Annotated in this window: 23 protein-coding genes; 22 read left to right on the plus strand and 1 reads right to left on the minus strand. The window is 42.0% G+C overall.

Going from position 1 to position 20377, the window contains the following annotated elements; all coding sequences use genetic code 11:
- Positions 1 to 2 precede the first annotated feature (2 nt).
- From prmA to mtaB, 3 genes are read left to right on the plus strand one after another with little or no spacing between them, the layout of a single operon-like run.
- Positions 3 to 947, plus strand: a complete 945-nt coding sequence (gene prmA, locus NIE32_RS06045) for a 50S ribosomal protein L11 methyltransferase (RefSeq protein WP_253053887.1) — start codon at positions 3 to 5, stop codon at positions 945 to 947.
- 1 nt (position 948) lies between these two features.
- Complete coding sequence (locus tag NIE32_RS06050) at positions 949 to 1716, plus strand: 16S rRNA (uracil(1498)-N(3))-methyltransferase (protein WP_253053889.1); 768 nt, start codon at positions 949 to 951, stop codon at positions 1714 to 1716.
- Positions 1717 to 1718: 2 nt separating this feature from the next.
- Positions 1719 to 3068 carry a tRNA (N(6)-L-threonylcarbamoyladenosine(37)-C(2))-methylthiotransferase MtaB gene (gene mtaB / locus NIE32_RS06055; protein ID WP_253053891.1) on the plus strand — a complete coding sequence of 450 codons (1350 nt, stop codon included), beginning with the start codon at positions 1719 to 1721 and terminating at the stop codon, positions 3066 to 3068.
- A gap of 5 nt (positions 3069 to 3073) precedes the next feature.
- On the opposite strand, the gene NIE32_RS06060 is transcribed toward mtaB, so the two are convergent.
- Positions 3074 to 3994 carry a Na/Pi symporter gene (locus tag NIE32_RS06060; protein WP_253053892.1) on the minus strand — a complete coding sequence of 307 codons (921 nt, stop codon included), beginning with the start codon at positions 3992 to 3994 and terminating at the stop codon, positions 3074 to 3076.
- Positions 3995 to 4235: 241 nt separating this feature from the next.
- On the opposite strand from NIE32_RS06060, the gene rpsU reads away from it, so the two are divergent.
- From rpsU to NIE32_RS06155, 19 genes are all read left to right on the plus strand, one after another.
- Positions 4236 to 4415, plus strand: coding sequence for a 30S ribosomal protein S21 (gene rpsU, locus NIE32_RS06065; RefSeq protein WP_010025726.1), 180 nt, complete (start codon positions 4236 to 4238; stop codon positions 4413 to 4415).
- A gap of 14 nt (positions 4416 to 4429) precedes the next feature.
- On the plus strand, positions 4430 to 4873 hold the full coding sequence (locus tag NIE32_RS06070; protein WP_253053894.1) for a GatB/YqeY domain-containing protein: 444 nt from the start codon (positions 4430 to 4432) through the stop codon (positions 4871 to 4873).
- A gap of 121 nt (positions 4874 to 4994) precedes the next feature.
- Positions 4995 to 5999, plus strand: coding sequence for a flotillin-like protein FloA (floA, locus tag NIE32_RS06075; RefSeq protein ID WP_253053896.1), 1005 nt, complete (start codon positions 4995 to 4997; stop codon positions 5997 to 5999).
- A 34-nt stretch (positions 6000 to 6033) separates the two neighbouring features.
- Positions 6034 to 6486, plus strand: a complete 453-nt coding sequence (locus NIE32_RS06080; protein WP_253053897.1) for a YqfB family membrane protein — start codon at positions 6034 to 6036, stop codon at positions 6484 to 6486.
- A gap of 293 nt (positions 6487 to 6779) precedes the next feature.
- Positions 6780 to 7061, plus strand: coding sequence for a sporulation protein YqfC (gene yqfC / locus NIE32_RS06085; RefSeq protein ID WP_253053898.1), 282 nt, complete (start codon positions 6780 to 6782; stop codon positions 7059 to 7061).
- Between the two features lie 15 nt (positions 7062 to 7076).
- Positions 7077 to 8288, plus strand: coding sequence for a sporulation protein YqfD (yqfD, locus tag NIE32_RS06090; RefSeq protein ID WP_253053899.1), 1212 nt, complete (start codon positions 7077 to 7079; stop codon positions 8286 to 8288).
- A 116-nt stretch (positions 8289 to 8404) separates the two neighbouring features.
- The gene (locus NIE32_RS06095) at positions 8405 to 9364 is read left to right on the plus strand and encodes a PhoH family protein (RefSeq protein ID WP_253053901.1); all 960 of its coding nucleotides are present in this window, start codon (positions 8405 to 8407) and stop codon (positions 9362 to 9364) included.
- A 95-nt stretch (positions 9365 to 9459) separates the two neighbouring features.
- Positions 9460 to 11607, plus strand: a complete 2148-nt coding sequence (locus NIE32_RS06100; protein WP_253053903.1) for an HD family phosphohydrolase — start codon at positions 9460 to 9462, stop codon at positions 11605 to 11607.
- Positions 11604 to 12080, plus strand: a complete 477-nt coding sequence (ybeY, locus tag NIE32_RS06105) for an rRNA maturation RNase YbeY (RefSeq protein WP_253053905.1) — start codon at positions 11604 to 11606, stop codon at positions 12078 to 12080. The genes NIE32_RS06100 and ybeY overlap by 4 nt, the downstream gene beginning before the upstream one ends.
- Positions 12081 to 12083: 3 nt before the next feature.
- The gene (locus NIE32_RS06110; RefSeq protein ID WP_253053907.1) at positions 12084 to 12461 is read left to right on the plus strand and encodes a diacylglycerol kinase family protein; all 378 of its coding nucleotides are present in this window, start codon (positions 12084 to 12086) and stop codon (positions 12459 to 12461) included.
- An 11-nt stretch (positions 12462 to 12472) separates the two neighbouring features.
- Positions 12473 to 12868 (plus strand): cytidine deaminase, encoded by a 396-nt coding sequence (locus tag NIE32_RS06115; protein WP_253053909.1) that lies wholly within the window; start codon positions 12473 to 12475, stop codon positions 12866 to 12868.
- Positions 12865 to 13770 carry a GTPase Era gene (gene era, locus NIE32_RS06120; protein ID WP_253053911.1) on the plus strand — a complete coding sequence of 302 codons (906 nt, stop codon included), beginning with the start codon at positions 12865 to 12867 and terminating at the stop codon, positions 13768 to 13770. The genes NIE32_RS06115 and era overlap by 4 nt, the downstream gene beginning before the upstream one ends.
- A gap of 150 nt (positions 13771 to 13920) precedes the next feature.
- Positions 13921 to 14067 (plus strand): YqzL family protein, encoded by a 147-nt coding sequence (locus tag NIE32_RS06125; protein WP_253053913.1) that lies wholly within the window; start codon positions 13921 to 13923, stop codon positions 14065 to 14067.
- 38 nt (positions 14068 to 14105) lie between these two features.
- Entirely contained in the window at positions 14106 to 14855 is a 750-nt protein-coding gene (gene recO / locus NIE32_RS06130; protein ID WP_253053915.1) for a DNA repair protein RecO, read from the plus strand.
- Between the two features lie 62 nt (positions 14856 to 14917).
- Positions 14918 to 15553 (plus strand): transcriptional regulator CcpN, encoded by a 636-nt coding sequence (ccpN, locus tag NIE32_RS06135; protein WP_253053917.1) that lies wholly within the window; start codon positions 14918 to 14920, stop codon positions 15551 to 15553.
- 244 nt (positions 15554 to 15797) lie between these two features.
- Positions 15798 to 16250: a YaiI/YqxD family protein gene (locus tag NIE32_RS06140; RefSeq protein ID WP_253053919.1), complete on the plus strand. Its 453-nt coding sequence runs from the start codon at positions 15798 to 15800 to the stop codon at positions 16248 to 16250.
- A 38-nt stretch (positions 16251 to 16288) separates the two neighbouring features.
- Positions 16289 to 18100 (plus strand): DNA primase, encoded by a 1812-nt coding sequence (gene dnaG / locus NIE32_RS06145; RefSeq protein WP_253053921.1) that lies wholly within the window; start codon positions 16289 to 16291, stop codon positions 18098 to 18100.
- Positions 18101 to 18121: 21 nt separating this feature from the next.
- Positions 18122 to 19228, plus strand: coding sequence for an RNA polymerase sigma factor RpoD (gene rpoD, locus NIE32_RS06150; protein ID WP_253053923.1), 1107 nt, complete (start codon positions 18122 to 18124; stop codon positions 19226 to 19228).
- A gap of 400 nt (positions 19229 to 19628) precedes the next feature.
- Entirely contained in the window at positions 19629 to 20363 is a 735-nt protein-coding gene (locus tag NIE32_RS06155; RefSeq protein WP_253053925.1) for a tRNA (adenine(22)-N(1))-methyltransferase, read from the plus strand.
- Positions 20364 to 20377: the final 14 nt, after the last annotated feature.

Genomic DNA, 20377 nt, shown 5'->3' on the forward strand with positions numbered 1-20377 from the left:
CGATGAAATGGTCGGAAATTTGTATCCATACTACAGAAGAAGCAATTGAACCGGTGACAAACATTCTCTATGAAGCCGGAGCTGGCGGTGTTGTCATTGAAGATTCACAAGATCTGCAGAAGGAATGGCCAGCGGATGCAGAATCCACTTATTCTCTTGATCCTGCAGATTATCCTGTTGATGGCGTAAATGTTAAGGCTTATTTGCCGGTGAATAGCTTTCTTGGAGAGACCGTAGAAGAAATAAAACAATCGGTGAATAATCTTTTACTTTATGACATTGACTTAGGTGAAGGTCGCTTGACTTTCAGTGAACATAATGAAGAAGAGTGGGCGACTGCATGGAAGAAGTATTATAAACCCGTGAGTGTTGGCGATAAGTTTTATATTTCACCAACTTGGACGGATTTTCACCCTGAGGATAAGAAGCGACAGGTCATTGAACTCGATCCGGGTATGGCTTTTGGGACGGGTACTCATCCAACGACTGTTCTTTGTATTGAAGCGCTTGAGGACTATTTGCCTAATCACGCAGATGTTTTGGATGTTGGGACGGGTACCGGAGTACTTTCAATCGCTGCAGCAAAACTAGGTGCTCATCATGTACTTGCGGTAGATCTTGATTCAGTTGCCGTTCAATCCGCAACGATCAATGTTAAATTGAATAAAGTTCAGGATATTGTTTCGGTACGACAAAATAATCTGTCCGATAATATAACCGGTACGTATGATGTCGTGGTTGCAAATTTACTCGCAGAGCTCGTGATTCGCCTGAGTGAAGGCGGGGTTGCAGACTGCATTAAGAAAGATGGTCTACTTATTGCATCAGGTATTATCAAGCCGAAAAAGGAATTAGTTGCTCAAGCACTTACTCAATCAGGCCTACAGATTATTGACGAACGAGTATCCGGCGATTGGGTTGCGCTTGTTGCACGAAAGGCGGTTTGAAATGCAACGCTATTTTGTGCCTAGGGATCAAATGGATCAACAGCGTGTGCGGATCTCTGGTGATGATGCTCGTCATATTCAAAAAGTGATGCGTATGAAGGTATCTGACCAAATTGAATGTGCCGATAATCAGGGTGAGGCCTTTTTGTGCGCCATTGAGCACTTTGAGGATGATCTTGTCTATGCAACAGTTTTACAGAAACTGACTACCAATCCTGAATTGCCGATTCATGTCACGATTGTTCAAGGCATTCCAAAAGCAGAAAAATTTGATACCATCGTTCAAAAGGGAACGGAATGCGGTGCCGACCGGTTTATTCCGTTTCAGGCAAATCGATCGATCGCTCTATGGAAGAAAGGCAAACAGGAAAAGAAACTGACACGTCTGCGGAAAATATGCAAAGAGGCGGCTGAGCAATCGCATCGTCTGCTTGTGCCGGAGATCTACGATCCGATGACACTCGATCAATTAATTACTTATGGTGATCAATTTACTTATAAAATGGTTGCTTTTGAAGAAACGGCAAAAGTAGGCGCTCAGTCAGGATTTCCAACATTGATTAAGAAAATGAGTAAAGATGATCCATTGCTCGCGGTGATCGGCCCGGAAGGCGGAATAACTACTGAAGAAGCTGCTCAACTGCAGGAGCACGGATTTGTCCTTTGTGGCTTAGGTCCTCGGATATTGAGAACAGAAACCGCTGCTTTGTATTTACTGTCTGCAGTTTCTTATCATTTTGAATTACTACATGGTGAGGTGGATGAATAAAAATGCCTTCAGTTGCTTTTCACACGTTAGGATGTAAAGTGAATCATTATGAAACAGAGGCGATCTGGCAGCTCTTTAAAAAGAACGGGTATGACCGATCTGAATTTGAGAAACATGCCGATGTCTATGTTATTAATACATGTACGGTTACCAATACTGGTGATCAGAAGAGCCGCCAAGTCATTCGGCGTGCTATTCGTAACAACCCGGAAGCGGTGATATGCGTCACAGGTTGTTATGCCCAAACTTCTCCAGCAGAAGTCATGTCAATCCCTGGTGTTGATATTGTTGTTGGCACCCAAGACAGAAACCGTTTGCTTGGTTTTGTTGATCAGTTCAGAAAAGAACGTGAGCCGATTAATGGTGTCCGTGACATCATGAAAGCAAAAGTGTACGAAGAGCTAGATGTGCCGGCTTTCACAGATCGAACTCGTGCGTCCTTGAAAATACAGGAAGGGTGCAATAACTTCTGTACGTTCTGCATTATTCCATGGGCACGTGGATTGCTGCGCTCCCGGGAACCCGAGAATGTGATTCGACAAGCGCAACAACTTGTCGATGCAGGGTATAAAGAAATTGTCTTGACCGGTATTCATACAGCGGGATACGGTGAAGATATGGAGAACTATAATTTCGCGCAACTGTTGCGTGATTTAGAAGAAAAAGTACGCGGTTTAAAGCGGTTAAGAATTTCTTCGATTGAGGCAAGTCAAATCACGGAAGAAGTGATTGAAGTCGTCAATCGCTCCAAAATTCTTGCCCGACATCTTCACATTCCGCTTCAAGCAGGATCAGATGGTGTTCTAGAACGGATGCATCGCAAGTATAAAACAGCTTTTTTTGCAGAGAAGATTGCACGTCTGCGTAAAGCTCTCCCTGATTTTGCATTGACCTCAGATGTTATTGTCGGATTTCCTGGAGAGACAGAAGAAGAATTCCAAGAGACCTATAATTTTATTCAGGATCTACATTTTTCGGAACTTCACGTTTTTCCTTACTCCCAAAGAACGGGGACGCCTGCGGCAAATATGCCTGATCAAGTACCAGACGAAATCAAACATGAGCGTGTTGAGCGCTTAATTGCGTTGTCCGACAAATTGTCTGCGGAATATGCAGCGAAATATCAGGATCAAGTGCTTGAAGTGATCCCGGAAGAACCGATGAATCACCGGGAACCAGACGGATATTTCGTTGGCTTCACCGATAACTATTTGAAAGTGAAGTTTTATTATCCATCAAATGATATCGTCGGCAAACTGGTTCGTGTGAAACTTGTGAAATCAGGGTATCCATTGAATGAAGGTACCTTTGTACGCGTTGTAGAGGATGCACCCCAAGAGACGGTGCTTTAAGAGAATTAAAGACGTGTGCGTTCCACCCAACGTCCAAATGGACCTGCAAGTGGGACAGCGAGTAAACCGGTGATGAGGTTAAAAATAACTGAGACATGTGCGAGTGCCGCCCTTCCACTTCCGGCAAGGGCTATGGTGTAATCAGCCATAAAGTGGATTAATGGGAAAAAGACGACGACACCGAGTACATTAAATAAAATATGTGTATAGGCGGTCCAGCGCCCTTCTTTACCTGTTCCAAGACTGGCGATATATGTGGTGAGACATGTTCCAACATTGGATCCGAGCATGATCGCTATCGATGCTGGAAGGGTTAAAATATTGTGATCAAGAAAACCCATACAAACGAGTAAGGTTGCCGAACTGGATTGTATGATTGCTGAAAAAAGCGTACCAACAATGACCGCATAAATCATACTGTTATTTGCATCAACAAGCAGATCGCGGATAAATGGAGCCTGAATCAATGATTCAGCTAATGAGCTGAAGCCGGTCATTGATGCAAATAAGCAACCGATGCCGAACAAGAGTGAGCCTAAGGAAAAGAACCGACGAATCGGTAGGCACATCAAGATCAGTCCGGCACCAAGAAATAGATAATGCAGTGACCCCATAGGTAATGCGGCAATCTCTCCGGTCATGGTCGTCCCAATGTTTGCACCGAGGATGATGCCAACACTTTGGGAGAAACGCATCGCATGAGCACCGATCAATCCAACAGTAATAATGGTCACTGCGGAACTGCTCTGAAGCAGCATCGAGGCAATGGTACCGATGACCAATCCTTTGAATGGTGTGCTTGCCGCACGTTCGAGTGTATGCTGCATTTTATGACCCACCAAGGCATGCATGCCACCGGTCATGATACCCATTCCAAGAAGAAAAAGTAAGATATAAAGGACGAAAAGGATGACGTGTTGATCCAAATCTGATCACCTCGTCCTATTGTATGGACAAGTGTAACCGAGCATGACATCAAATTAATCGAACATTGGAAATAACAGTTTCATTCGTGACTCATTGTCCTAATCATTCATCAAATATGCGAATAAGTAAAAAAAACGTTTTCCTAAATTTGATAATTTGTTTTCTATCGTATATAATGGCTAGTGACATAAAAGAGATGTCATTTGAGTTGTTTTCGTTTTTGGAGGGAGGGAAACATAGATGGTCGAGACAAGGGTTCGGAAGAATGAATCGATTGAAGATGCGCTGAGACGCTTCAAACGGTCGGTTTCTAAATCCGGTACATTAGCGGAAGTTAAGAAACGGAGAAATTACGAGAAACCGAGTGTTAAGCGTAAGAAAAAATCTGAGGCTGCGCGTAAGAAACGCCGCAGATACTGAGAAGGAGTTTTAACATGAGCCTTGTTGATCGTCTGACTACAGATATGAAACAAGCGATGAAAGCGAGGGAGAAAGCACGTCTCTCGGTGATTCGCATGATTAAAACATCACTGCAGAATGAATCGATCAAGCTAGGTAAACCGTTGTCGGAAGACGAGGCACTGGCAGTTCTAACCCGAGAGCTTAAACAGAGGAAAGACTCCCTCCAAGAGTTTAAGAATGCAGAGCGACAAGATCTTGTTGATGAAGTCGCTGTAGAAATTGCAATTGTTCAATCTTACATGCCGGAACAACTTTCCGAACAGGAAGTTGAAGCGCTTATAGATGAAACAATTTCTGAGGTTGGTGCTGTCTCAAAGGCTGATATCGGCAAAGTGATGAAAGCAGTCATGCCGAAGGCTAAAGGCCGGGCGGATGGCAGCATGATCAATAAAATTGTGCGTGAAAAATTAAATTAATTTACAGAAGCTCTGTTTGTTTTATCATGCAAACAGAGCTTTGTTTTCATAGGAACTATTTGTAAGTTTTCGCATGTTTTGTTTTGATTATGAATAGGACCATATTAAAGGGGATGAATTGATGGGATTAGATGCATCAACAGTTAGTGTTTTAATTATTGCTGCTCTTCTTATTATTGCTCTTGTGATTCTTTTTACATTTGTTCCGGTCATGCTTTGGATCTCTGCATTATCATCCGGTGTAAGGATTAGCATTTTCACGTTGATTGGTATGCGGCTGAGACGTGTGGTTCCAAGGCGCGTTATTGATCCTTTGATAAAAGCGACGAAAGCAGGACTTGATTTGCATACAAACCAATTAGAAAGCCACTATTTGGCTGGTGGTAATGTAGATCGGGTCGTGAATGCATTAATCGCAGCACATCGAGCAAATATTGCATTGACCTTTGAACGTGCGGCAGCCATTGATCTTGCCGGCCGAAATGTATTGGAAGCAGTACAAATGAGCGTTAATCCAAAAGTCATTGAAACACCGTACATTGCCGGAGTTGCGATTAACGGTATTGAAGTGAAAGTTAAAGCGCGAATTACTGTACGTGCCAATATCGACCGACTCGTCGGAGGAGCAGGCGAAGAGACGGTTGTTGCTCGGGTTGGTGAAGGGGTTGTCAGCACGATTGGTGCTTCGCACACGCATAAAGATGTTTTGAAAAATCCGGACACGATCTCGAAGACCGTTTTGGAGAAAGGCTTAGATGCCGGGACCGCTTTTGAAATTCTCTCCATCGATATTGCCGATGTGGATGTTGGTAAGAACATAGGGGCATTTCTGCAGACGGAGCAAGCTGAAGCAGATAAGAATATTGCACAAGCAAAAGCTGAAGAACGTCGAGCAATGGCTGTGGCAAACGAGCAAGAAATGCGTGCACGTGTCGAAGAGATGCGTGCCAAAGTTGTAGAAGCCGAATCGGAAGTGCCGCTTGCGATGGCCTCAGCACTTAAGTCAGGAAAACTCGGCGTTATGGATTACATGAATTACAACAACATTAAAGCTGATACAGAAATGCGTCATTCATTTGGCAAAGAAAATAATAATGATAACACCTCAGGTGATGAGTACAAATAACTATTAAAGTCTATAGAAGGGAGGGTGGAACGAAGTGTCTTTTTTATGGATTATCGGAGTTGTTATCTCAATGCTATTTTACGTTGCAAAATCAGTTGAGAAGCAAAACGCTCAAGAACGAGAAAGGCGTCAGCGTAATCGAAAGTTGTCCACCCGATCAACGCCTTCTACTCCTGCTCATAGGGATTCCTTGGATCAGCAGCGTCAACATTCGACATCGGTTACGGGGCAGAGGTATAGTAACTCGGCGCCTGTTGAAAATGTCTGGATGAAGAAATATAAAGAGACTGCTGAGCGAATGAACAAAACCGAGCAAGCAACAGCGATCGGAGAATCACGGACGGCTATCGCTCATTTACACGCAAACGACGTGATGCGTAATCAATTAAGAACTCGAGCAACTCTTCGCCAAGCTTTTATCTTTTCGGAATGTATTGGGAAACCGCGTGCGCTTGAACCACATCGTGTTTTCTCACGAAAAAAATAGCTCATGATCATAGAATAGAAGAGCCGCAGCAAACGGATGCTGCGGCTTTTTTCTGTTTTTATAACGTACACGAAAAGACGCAAGATAGCTGCGGGAACCCGTTGATCCGAGCTAGTGGAGATCCGTAGATCTTTAATTGAACGAAGAGACTCCTGATCGTCCGCAGTAAGCATACAACCGAAGCATAACATGGACTGGACACGGTTTTGGTCCAGTTTTTCTAAAATCAAAATGATTCGTAGTGCTACCCGGCATGTATTTTTCATAAGTTGGTAGAGAGGTGGAGAGCGATCATGAAAAAATGGAATGCTCAATTAAAAAGATGGTTTGCAGAGGTGTCCAACATACCAGAGGATGTTGTGCTGGGTGTGCCGCGCATGACCTTAATTGGTCAATTCCGACTCTCCATTGAAAATTACAAGAGCGTACTCGCTTTTTCGAATACAGAGTTGAGACTTGCGCTTAATGAAGGCGAACTTCATATCGCCGGTGAAAACTTTGTCCTTGAAACAATTTTGGAGAAGGAAATCGTGCTTCAAGGGCGAGTGAATGATGTTCGATTCGTGAATGAGTGAAGGGAGTTCGGCGGCTTGAGACATACAAATCACATAAAGGGCTATCTAAAAGTTGAGATTATTGGAAATGATCCTGAACGTTTTATCCGGCATTGCGTTCGAGAGCGGATAAAGATGTGGCAAATTACGCGGAAAAATGAGACAACCCTTATATGTTATGTGGAACTTATCGATTCGGATACTTTGCAAAAAGGCTTGAAGGAAACAAATTGCCGCGTACACATTCTTGAAAAGTCCGGTATCCCTTTTTTTATAAAAAAAATTCAAAAGCGATTAGGGATTGTTGCTGGTATCCTGTTTTTTGTTGCAATGCTACTGCTCTTATCTAATATGGTCTGGTCAATTAATGTGGATGGCGCTGATGCCAATCTTGAGGAACAAATTCGCACGATTCTTAAGCAAAATCATTTATACGAAGGTTCACTTGATTTTTTTGTCCCGGACACGAATCAACTGGAAAATGCGCTGACTACAAAGTTGACGAAAGTGACCTGGATCGGTGTGTCTCGAGAAGGGACAACCTATCATGTTAATGTTGTACAGAAAAAATATCCAAAACCACGAAAAGTTACAGGGCCGCAAAATCTCGTTGCCACAAAACAAGCTATTGTTCAACGCCTTTTCGTGGAAACCGGACAACCTGTGGTAGAAAGCGATCAGTTTGTCAAAGCAGGACAACTTTTGGTTAGTGGGGTCATTGGCAATGATAAGACTGTCTCGTTTGTCTCGGCAAAAGGTCAGGTCATTGGTGAGACATGGTATCATTCTGAGACTCAAATCCCATTGGTTAGTCAATATACACTATATACTGAGCAAAGTTATCAAAAATATCGCTTACGCTTTTGGCATCTTTCCGCACCACTGTGGGGATTAAAAAAGAAGCCTTACACCAATTATGATCTTGAAAAAGTAACGAAGCCAATTCGATTTCTGATTTGGCGAACGCCTTTCACTTATGTGACGGAAAAATATAGACAGAAAAAGATGATTACCCGAACATTGACGATCAATGAGGCGACGGAAGAAGCCATTGACTCGTCGAATAAGAAATTATTAGCAAAGCTTCCGAAAAGTTCTAAAATTATAGAATCCATCATTGATGAGAAAAAAGTAATTAAGGGAAAACTTTATGTGCGCAGTCATCAGGTTGTTCATGAAAATATCGCAAGAGCGCAGGCGATCAATAGGGAACAAGTGAAGCGAAAAATAAATGAGAAAAAGGATTGATTGTATTGAGCGATTTTTGCAATAAAACGTAAGCGGGATAACGGATTGGAATTTAAGCGGTGACATATGGTAAAATGATGTAAACATGAATGTTTTTTGAGGAGGACTCACTAAGCTTGCCAGAACGCCATTTATATAAAATTACCATAGATTGGGAAAATGGAAATGAAGCGTTGATGCTTTTTGGACCGGGAGATGCACACCTAAAAGTCATTGAACAAACGCTTGGCCTCTCGATTGTCACTCGTGGAGGCTCGGTGAATGTATCGGCGGAAAGTGAAGCAGACGCGCGCAAAGTAGAGCAGGTTTTAAAGGCACTCCTGAGTCTCATCAGACGAGGCATTTCTGTTTCCGGACGTGATACTGTCTACGCACTTAAGATGGCAGAAAACGGTCAATTAGATGCTTTTGGTGATCTGTATGAAACAGAAATTACAACCAACAGCAAGGGAAAGCCGATTCGCGTTAAGACCCTCGGTCAGAAACGCTATGTCGACGCGATACGGAAACATGATATGGTTTTTGCTATCGGTCCTGCCGGAACAGGGAAAACATATCTGGCCGTGGTCATGGCAGTCACTGCAATGAAAGCCGGAAAGATAAAGAGACTTGTCTTGACTCGTCCGGCTGTAGAAGCAGGTGAGAGTCTCGGCTTTTTACCCGGTGATTTAAAGGAGAAAGTAGATCCATATCTCCGTCCGCTTTATGACGCACTTCACGATGTGCTCGGATCGGAGCACACACTTCGACTGATTGAAAGAGGAACTATAGAAGTGGCTCCACTAGCATATATGAGAGGCAGAACGCTTGAAGATGCCTATGTCATCCTTGATGAAGCGCAGAATACAACTCAGGAGCAAATGAAAATGTTTCTGACTCGTCTTGGTTTCGGTTCAAAGATGATTATTACAGGTGATGTCACACAAGTCGATCTTCCAAAAGGTAAGAAATCGGGCTTGAAGACGGCGAAGGAATTATTGGAGAATGTTGATGGCATATCATTTATCAATTTAAACCGTACTGATGTTGTCAGACATCCACTTGTACAGAAAATTATCGAAGCATATGGTGATTAAGAAGCCGTGAACATCTCATAACCGGTGATTACACGGAATTTGTTAGCGTTTCAGGTGTATGCCCGGCAAAGGAGACAAGTTGCGGAGGTAAACTAATGATAACTCATCAACTAAAAAATAGAATGAAAGAGTTTGCGCTCACTTATCTTTCCGACTGGGGAATTGTACTAATTGTCGGTTTGATTTTGTATGGACTTATGGTAGGAAGCGTCTTACCCAAGAATCCAAATGTAAAACTCCATGAGATTGCACCCAGTGATATTCAATCACCAATCGATACCGTTGATACGCAGGCAACACAGGAAAAACGACAAGAAGCAATCGGATCGACGCCTTCGGCTTATGCATATAACAAAAATCTTGGGCTGATCCAGGTTGAAAAAGTTGGCGATTTGTTTGATACCATTGCTGCAGTGAAAAAAGATGACAAGATAACCAGCGACTCTCCGCAAGGCGCCATTGATCATGCAGTAAGCAGCATAGCCAATCGACTTGCCGATTCAGCTGATTCTAAGCTATCTCACAGTACATTATCAGCTCTTCTTACCGCATCCGACCATAACCTCCAGATTGCTGAGGATATTGCAAGCACAAGCATTTATGAAGCAATGAGCGATAAGGTGGGGTGGAATGATCTTCAGAGAGTACAAGATAAAGCATCGGCTCAGCTACCCTCTTCCGTATTAAATGATCGGATTCGTAAGGCATTGAATGAAGTCCTTCACGCGTATATCACTGCGAACTATTCGTTTGATGCAAATGCAACAAAACTAAATAAACAAGAAGCCGCTCGGAACGTTGATAATGTTGTTATTCATCAAGGGGAAGTGATTGTAAAAAAAGGTGAGTTAGTGACCAATGATATGATCCGCCAACTTAAATTGGTCGGTTTACTTGATGAACATTTCAACATTATCCCTTTTATTGGATTATTACTCCTTATTGGATTTATCATGTTTATTTTTTGGTTTGAATATTATCGCTTTAGGGAAAAACATCCGAAGTATTCAGTGAAATTCTTGTATATTTATGCATTGATGTTTACCGGGGCAGCAACATTGATGAAGATCTGCAGTTTCTTGAGATTGACCAACGTATCAGGGATCAGTTACTTAGTTCCACTTGCGATGGCAACACTGATCATTCGTATCCTTCTTAGCGAGCGTGTGGCGGTAGTCTCAGGCTTACTACTCGCTCTTGTTGGTAGTATTCTTTATGGGATCAGTGCAAAGGCAGCCATATTTGATTCAAATATGGCGATCTATCTGTTGCTTTCATCGCTCTCAGGAGCACTTGTATTAAGAAAGCGGCAAGCACGACCGAAAATTATTCAGACCGGTGGCTCGATTGCTCTTGTCAATGTTCTTGTCGTTCTCTCGCTTTTGATGTTTCAGAATACGCCTTTTACCCTAATTAATACCAGCCTTTCTTTAGGCTTCGCAGCGATTTCAGGATTTATAGCAGTGATTCTGACAAATGGATTGATGCCGCTGTTCGAAACGGGATTCAGTATTCTATCGCCAATTCGCTTAATTGAGTTGTCCAATCCAAACCATCCGTTATTAAGAAAAATATTGATTGAGGCACCAGGGACCTATCACCATAGTTTGATGGTCGCTAACCTTGCAGAAAGAGCGTGCGGGGTCATTGGTGCAAATGGCCTACTTGCGCGTGTTGCGGCCTATTATCATGATGTTGGGAAAACGAAACGTCCGAGATTTTTTGTTGAAAATCAAATGGACGGTGTGAATCCCCATGATAAAATTTCACCGCAACTCAGCCGTACGATTATCATTTCACATCCTTATGATGGGGCGGATATCTTACGTGACTACCACATGCCTAAAGAAATTATCGACATTGCTGAACAGCATCACGGCACAACGTTGCTAAAATATTTCTACGTAAAGGCACAGGAGCAAAGTGAGAAACCGATTGATGAAAGTGAATTTCGTTATCCGGGTCCGAAAGTTCAATCAAAAGAAGCTGCAGTTGTAGAACTCGCAGATAGTATTGAAGCAGCTGTACGGGCCATGAAGAATCCAAATCCGGTTAAAGTGAATAACCTTGTGAAGAGCATTTTCAATGATCGCCTTAGTGACGGACAATTTGATGAATGCGATATTACGTTAAAGGAGTTAAAAAGTGTAGAGAAATCGATAGATGAGACGCTAAGAGGCGTTTATCATTCGCGTATTGAATATCCTAAAGACCTAAAAATGAAAAAGGTGAATACAAAATGACAATGACCATTGATATGCATGATGAAACAGGGGAAATTAATGAAGCAATTCAAGATAACGTCATTCGGTTGATTGATTATGCTGCAGATCAGCTGAATTTAGAAGGAGAAATTGAATGTTCGTTAACCTTTGTTGATAATGCAAAAATTCAAGTAATTAATCGCGATTATCGTGGTATTGACCGGCCAACCGATGTTATTTCTTTTGCGTTGGAAGAAATGGAAGAGGATGAAGTACCGATTCTTCCGGAAGAAGGCGAGCCACGCGTGCTTGGTGATATTATTATTTCTATTGAACGGACACATGAACAGGCAGCCGAATACAACCATTCATTCGAAAGAGAACTGGGCTTCCTTGTTGTCCACGGGTTATTGCATCTTCTTGGTTATGATCATCAGACGAAGGAACAGGAAAAGGAAATGTTTGGTCTTCAAGAGAAGATACTCTCTTCATTCGGGTTAAGCAGGGAATAAAAAATGGTTCATCACCCAAGACGACATAAACAACTGATTGAAAGTTTTAAAGATGCCATTTCAGGTTTTGTTAATGCTTTCATTCAAGAACGTAACCTTCACATACAGATTGTTGCGGCAATCTTTGTCATCGTTTTTTCATTGATCATTCATATTCATTTTGTTGAATTATTGATTGTCTTTGTACTGATTGGAGGCGTAATCAGTCTAGAGTTAATGAATACTGCGATCGAGCGTGTTGTTGACTTGGTGACACAAGAACAGCACCCAATGGCCAAAGCAGCGAAGGATACCGCAGCAGCAGCAGTTTGGTGGTTTTCAGTTATTTCAGCAGTGATTTATCTATTTATTGTAGTGGGTACGTTGATTGGACAATCATAGGGGGAACAACTATGGAAGATAAACAATTAATTGAAAAAGCACGATTAGCGATGGACAAAGCGTATGTGCCCTATTCACATTTTCATGTAGGCGCAGCACTTCTGACTAAGTCAGGCCAGGTCTATACAGGATGCAATATTGAAAATGCAGCTTATTCTGTTTGCAACTGTGCAGAAAGAACAGCACTTTTTAAAGCATTTTCGGAAGGTGCACAAGATTATGAAGCTCTTGCAATCATCGCCCCAAGTAAGAGGCCTGTACCGCCTTGTGGCGCATGTAGACAAGTGATGAGTGAATTATGTCCTGGGGATATGCGCGTAATCTTGACAAACACAGAAGGAATCACCAAGACAACAACGGTCGCTGAACTACTTCCAGGTGCATTTGAATCGGAGGATATGCCATGAGTCAAACATTTAAATCGGGTTTTGCGGCAATTGTCGGCCGCCCGAACGTTGGAAAGTCAACTTTATTGAATCATGTTCTTGGTCAAAAAATCGCAATAATGAGCGATAAAGCGCAAACGACCCGTAATAAGATCCATGGTATTTATACGACAGATAAAGAACAAGTCGTCTTTATTGATACGCCTGGTATACATAAACCAAAGCATAAGCTTGGCCAGATGATGACTTCGCTGGCACTCGCCACATTAAATGAAGTAGAGCTTGTCTTATTTCTCATCGATGCGGAACAGGGGTACGGCAAAGGGGATCAATTCATTATTGAATTCTTAAAAAAGACAAAAGTCCCTGTGTTCCTTGTCGTGAATAAAATTGATAAAGTACATCCCGAGGATTTGCTCCCTTTAATTGATCGTTACCGCCAACTTTATGACTTTAAGGAAATTATTCCAATTTCGGCACTTCAAGGACAGAATGTTTCTGCTCTGATGGACCAGATCGGTAAGTATTTGCCTGAAGGACCAAAATATTATCCGGAAGACCAAATTACTGATCACCCTGAACGGTTCATTGTAGCGGAATTGATTCGGGAGAAAATCTTACATCTGACCCGTGATGAAGTGCCACACGCAATTGCTGTAGTGATTGACAAGATGAAAGTGGATGAACAGCGTCATCTTACGGACATACAAGCAACAATTATGGTTGAGCGAGCATCACAGAAAGGCATTATAATTGGAAAATCCGGCAGTATGCTTAAGAAAATCGGCACACTGGCGAGACAGGAAATAGAAGCACTGATTGGTTCAAAGGTATTTTTGGAATTGTGGGTTAAGGTAGATAAGGATTGGCGTGACAAAGAGGAAGAACTCAAAAATTTCGGTTATACGATCCAAGACGAATAACAGGAAATCTAGAGGATAACGAATGATACGTTCATTTTTTTGATACGGAATCATCGGAAGCGGTCATGAATTGACAATCATTTCTTCACATGTTTTCTCGCTTTTCGTTAACGCTATAAGTGAGGAGAATTTATGGGAAGGATGAGAAACATGTTGGATCTTAGTTGGAAATTATTTTGTATGACAGGAAGCATTGGTTCTTACCTTTTAGTTAAAGAGTTAGAGAAGGAGAAGGATGAAAGAAGCATTCAACATGATCAACGATTAACCGAAATGAAGGAAAATACAGGAGCGTAATGAATAACAGTTAAGAATTTGGGAAGTGAGTGATACAGATGATGGCCAAGACTGAAGGCTTTATCATCCGTACAACTGATTACGGCGAATCAAATAAAATTGTGACGTTATATACAAAGGAATTCGGGAAAATAGGGCTAATGGCAAGAGGAGCAAAGAAGCCCAAGAATCCCCTATCCGCAGTGAGTCACGTTCTTTTTTACGGCCTCTGCCTATTTAGTAAGGGCAGGGGTCTTGGTACATTGTACCAAGCAGAGACATTAAATGCCTTTCGAACAGTTCGTGAAGATATTGAGAAGATGGGCTATGCGGCACTTGTCCTCGAGTTAACCGATCGCTTGACCGAAGAACGGCAGCCATCAGAGAGTATCTATCACTTGCTTCAAGCGATTCTTTTGCTTATGGACAAAGGGAAAGACCCTGCTGTTTTGGCTGCACTTTTTGCGATTAAAATGATGCCGCAAGCGGGTGTTGCTCCGGAACTTACGCATTGCGTGCATTGCGGTCAAAAGAGGGACAACTATGCTTTTTCGATTATGAATGGTGGTTTTTTGTGTCAAAACTGCATACATACGGACGCGTATGCGATTCATCTCTCCCCGGTCGTTCAGAAATTATTGCCATTGATCCAATCCGTGCCTATGGAAAGAGTAGGAAGGATCAATTTAAAAGCAAAGACTATTGGCGAGATTGAATCAATCATATATGCTTATTATGAACAAAATGCCGGAATAAAATTGCGATCCAGACATTTTCTTGAGCAATTGTCCAAATTTCGAACAGAATAATGACTGGTTTTCGAAATCAGGACAAGTGTTAAAGGTTAAAAGATAGCTGGGAGGGGACTGCATTGGATCTCAACGAACGACAGCATAAAATTATCGAGATTGTTAGAGAAGAAGCTCCAATTACGGGGGAACAAATTGCAGAAAAACTGAACGTCACAAGAGCAACACTTAGGCCTGATCTGACAATCCTTACAATGTCCGGGTTTCTTGAAGCACGGCCTCGTGTCGGATACTTTTATACCGGACAAACTTCAAAAACCATTCTTTCTGATTCCATTCGAAAGCTTAAAGTAGCAGACTTTAAGTCGTCACCGGCTGTGATTGCAGAATCCGCGTCTGCCTATCAAGCGGTCTGTGAAATGTTTGTTGAAGATGTTGGCTCTTTATTCGTAATTGACAACCAAGGAGTATTGGCAGGTGTTCTTTCACGTAAAGACTTACTTCGAACAGCGATCGGATCTCAAGATATGACTCAAGTCCCAGTCAGTGTCATCATGTCAAGAATGCCTAATATCGCCTATTGTAAAAACGAAGACTCGGTATTTGATGTTGCGATGCAATTAATAAGTAAAGAAATTGATGCCGTTCCAGTTGTACACGTGACAGATTCAGGATTTGAGGTTATTGGACGAATGACAAAAACCAATATTACTAAAGCCTTTGTAAGTCTCTTTGATGAAACAAATAATCACTCGTGATTAGCTGCTTGTTTAACCGGAAAGGTGAAAGGGTATTTTCAAGTCGAAAGGAACAAATATGTGCATATATGGGTAAACTGTTCATCAATGAGAAAAGAAAATGGGTTTTACTGTTTTAATCAGCTATTTTAGTTTATAATAATATTCTGTGTCCTGCACAATTCGACATATTATGACAATATTTCAAAAATAAAAACATAAATAGACATGCAGGATTTTACGTAGGAAATAGAGAATGACTATTATGATGAAAAAGTTAAAACTATTTGTCGACGCTGATGCATGTCCGGTTAAGAAAGAGATTTTTACAATCACGAGTGCTTTTCAAGTCGAACCTGTTTTTGTTGCATCCTATGCAAGTTTTTCCACGGAACGTGACGGAAATTGGGTTTTTGTTGACCAGAAGAAAGAGGAGGCAGATCTGTATATTGTTAATCATGTAACTTCCGGAGATATTGTTGTGACACAGGATATTGGATTGGCCGGGTTATTAACCAAACGACAGGTTTATGTACTCACTGTGCGTGGTCGCTTGATTGATGAAGACAATATAGAAGAGCTGCTTGAGCGAAGATATCAAGCATACCATGCGCTTAATTCCGGAGAAAAAATCAAAGGCCCCAAGCCATTCACAAGCATGAATCGGAAAAATTTTTCCGATGCATTAACAAAACTGTTATGCCGACTCGATCATTAGGATATAAATAAGTAAGAATACTGGTGGTGCATGGCAATTTGCAACTTCAGGAAACTGTTATTGAAGAAATAAGGAAATCTTTGGACATTGTTGATGTCATTGGCAATTATGTGCAATTGAAGAAGCAGGGCAAAAACTATATAGGCTTATGTCCATTTCATAGCGAGCGAAGTCCTTCGTTTTCAGTATCTCCTGATAAACAGCTTTATCATTGTTTTGGTTGTGGTGCTGGTGGTAATCTTTTCACTTTTATGATGGAAATCGAGGGCATGTCGTTTGCTGAAGCGGCACAGGCACTTGCAGACCGTGCAAAAATTGATTTAGGTACTTCTTTTTCAAAGGACAGTGCTCAGCGTAATCCAAATGATCAAAAGCGTAAGCAATTGATTGATGGATTGGAACTGTTAACAAAATTTTATCATTATTTACTAACAACTGCAAAATATGGTTCACCAGGGATGCATTACCTTGAGAATCGTGGTTTCAATGCGGAGATGATCAAGCAATTCAGAATGGGGTATGCCATTAACAGCTGGGATGCGGTAACCCACCTGCTTCAAAAAAGGGGCGTTAACCTTGAACAGCTTGAGCGTGTCGGATTAATTGCGAAACGTGGATTTGACAACAAATATTTTGATCGATTTCGCAACCGGATTATTTTTCCCATCTTCAATATGAGAGGCCAGACGGTAGCTTTTGGCGGGCGAACGCTTGGCGATGATAAACCGAAGTATTTGAATACGCCTGAGTCAGAGATTTTCCATAAAGGGAACATCCTTTATGGCTATCACCTTGCAAGGCAATCGATTCGGAAAAAAAGTCAGGCCGTATTGCTTGAAGGTTATGTTGATGTGATACGCGCACATCAAGCAGGCGTCACTTGCAGTGTGGCTTCCATGGGTACATCGCTCACTGAGGCTCAGGCTGCAGCATTGACCCGTATGGCCGATACCATAATCATTTGTTATGATTCGGATACAGCTGGTATCGAAGCTAGTTTTCGTGCAGCCGAAATGTTGCAGGGAAATGGAAAAATCATAAAAATAGCAAATATGCCGGAAGGATTGGACCCCGATGACTACATTCGCAAGTTTGGCGGCGAACGATTTAAGAGCGATGTAATAGGGGCGAGCCAAACACTGATGACTTTTAAGATGGCTTATCTTCGAAGAAAAAGAAATTTGAGTGATGAAGGAGATCGGTTACTCTATATTGAAGATGTATTGAGGGAACTGACCAAACTGGATCGTGCTGTCGAACGTGATCATTATCTCAGATTGCTTTCGGAGGAATTTTCAATTTCCCTTGAATCCTTGAAAAAACAACAGTATCAAATGTACACCAGGGTACAGAGACGGGAAAAGCAAAAAACGCGAACTGCGCCGCTTGCCAAGACAAATCGGATTCCACCTGCTTATGAAATGGCGGAGCGAAGACTGCTCGCACGGATGATAAGAAGCAGAGAAATTTCCGATCATGTCCAGGACACTCTAGGTGGTTCATTCACCATTGATGTCCATCAAGCCTTAGCCGCATATCTTTATGCTTACTACGCACAAGGAAATCCGCCGGACGAGGGACTCTTTATTCAGAAACTTGAAGATCCTGGGTTACAGCGCAAAGTATCAGAATTATCGATGATGCCTCTAAGCGAAGAAGTGGATGAACAGGAAATTGAGGATTGCATGCGTCAAGTCATCAGGCACTCTAAATCGTCGATGATTGCGGATAAAGAAGACGAGAGAAAGAAGGCCGAGCAAAGTGGCGATTATCAACGGTCAGCTCGGCTGCTATCCGAGATTATCAACATAAAAAAACAGTTGGGCCATTATCAAGTTGAGCCAGATTAGGATTTGGAAGGAGGGGGTCAAATGGCTGAAAAAGTCAGCAAGACGGATCAAGAACTGACAATCGATCAGGAAAAAGAACAGTTGTTGGAACTCGGGAAGAAAAGGGGTTCTCTCACCTATCAGGAAATTACAACCCGTCTTGCTCCATTTGATCAGGAACCGGAACAGATGGATGAGTTTTATGAAACACTGGCTGACCAGGGCATAGATGTTTCAGACGAATCGGATGGACCGGCTTCCGATGATAAGCATAAAGAAGAGGAATTTGATCTGAATGATCTTAGTGTTCCTCCGGGAGTGAAAATCAACGATCCGGTCAGAATGTATCTTAAAGAAATCGGACGTGTCGATCTACTCTCTGCTGATGAAGAAATCAATTTAGCAAAACGAATTAATGATGGAGACGAAAGTGCAAAACGAAGATTAGCTGAAGCAAATCTCCGGCTTGTTGTCAGCATCGCCAAACGCTACGTCGGACGCGGAATGCTGTTTCTTGATCTTATTCAGGAAGGTAATATGGGCTTGATGAAGGCCGTTGAAAAGTTTGATTATACTAAAGGGTTTAAATTCAGCACTTATGCCACATGGTGGATCCGGCAGGCAATTACCCGTGCGATTGCAGACCAAGCACGTACCATTCGTATTCCGGTCCACATGGTTGAAACCATCAATAAATTGATACGTGTTCAGAGACAACAACTTCAAGATCTCGGACGCGAACCAACACCTGAAGAGATTGGTAAAGAAATGGAATTATCTCCGGATAAAGTCCGTGAAATATTGAAAATCGCGCAGGAGCCTGTTTCGCTTGAGACACCTATTGGTGAAGAAGACGATTCACATCTCGGTGATTTTATTGAGGATCAGGATGCGAAAGCTCCTTCAGATGCTGCTGCTTATGAATTATTAAAAGAACAGCTCGAAGATGTGCTCGATACACTGACAGACCGTGAAGAAAATGTATTGAGACTGCGTTTTGGACTTGATGATGGCAGAACACGAACACTGGAAGAAGTCGGCAAGGTGTTTGGAGTGACAAGGGAAAGAATTAGACAGATTGAAGCAAAAGCCCTACGTAAGCTTCGTCATCCAAGTAGAAGTAAACAATTGAAAGACTTTCTTGACTGATTAAAAAGACGGTTGCTCCCACAGGGGGCAATTTTTTTTAGCAATAAAAGATTATAAGCGAAAGCTTGAGACATCTGCAGGACGAGGTGTCAATGGAGACCCACGGAATGCACGTGTTCGAGGAGTCTCCTATGTTTTTTTTATAACGAAAAAAACATCAAGATCGTAAATGACGGCGGTATCGAAATAACCACATCTTTGATTCGCTTTCATTTTAATAAGTTTGTCATTAAGATGCAACTCGATGGGAATTCAGATGAATCAAGAGGAGCTCTAGATGAAGTTTCTCCTGACTCCTCTTCTATTGTAATATAATTTGAAACCGTTATCAATCATAGCTAACAATCCTAATGAGATGTTCATGTACATTGGGGTTTTATCCTCTTTGTGGTACGATAACATGGATATTATGAATCGACAGGTTAGGATTGTGATTATGGATACAATACACTTATCACCAAGATTGAAAGCTATTCTAGGATTGATACCTCAATCAAAATGCTTAGCAGACATAGGATCAGATCATGCGCATCTCCCGTTACGAGCTATTCAAGACCATATCGTTGACACAGCGATTGCAGGTGAAGTAAGAAGGGGACCTTTTCAGCAATCTTTAAAAAATGTTCAGGATTCCGGTATGCAAACTGTAATTGATGTTCGTCTTGGCGACGGACTTGATGTGCTGACAAAAGATGAAGCCAATTCTATTGTCATCGCTGGAATGGGTGGAGAGTTGATCCGAGATATTCTAGAACGAGGGAAATCTAAGCTAGGGATGGACACGGTATTGATCCTTCAACCAAATATACGCGAATACAATGTTCGACAGTGGCTAAATGATCATGGATGGACGATTACAGATGAACGGATTATAGAAGAGGAACCTCATTTTTACGAGATAATTCAAGCAAAGCAGAAAGTGGTTACCGGAACACTCACAGAAACAGAGTTGCTCATGGGACCGGTTCTTTTGAGAAGAAAAGATCCGACGTTCATAAAAAAATGGAGAAGCAGAGAACAAAAGCTCATTAATGTACTTCGTGCATTGAACAAAGCTGGCGACACTGAATTAATTCAGCATAAAAAGGTTAAAAGCGAAACAGAACTGAAACGCATTCAAGACTGCATCAATTAAGTTCAAAAGAGCTA

The organism is Sporolactobacillus kofuensis, from assembly GCF_024125425.1.
In the GTDB taxonomy this organism is placed as follows: domain Bacteria; phylum Bacillota; class Bacilli; order Bacillales; family Sporolactobacillaceae; genus Sporolactobacillus; species Sporolactobacillus kofuensis.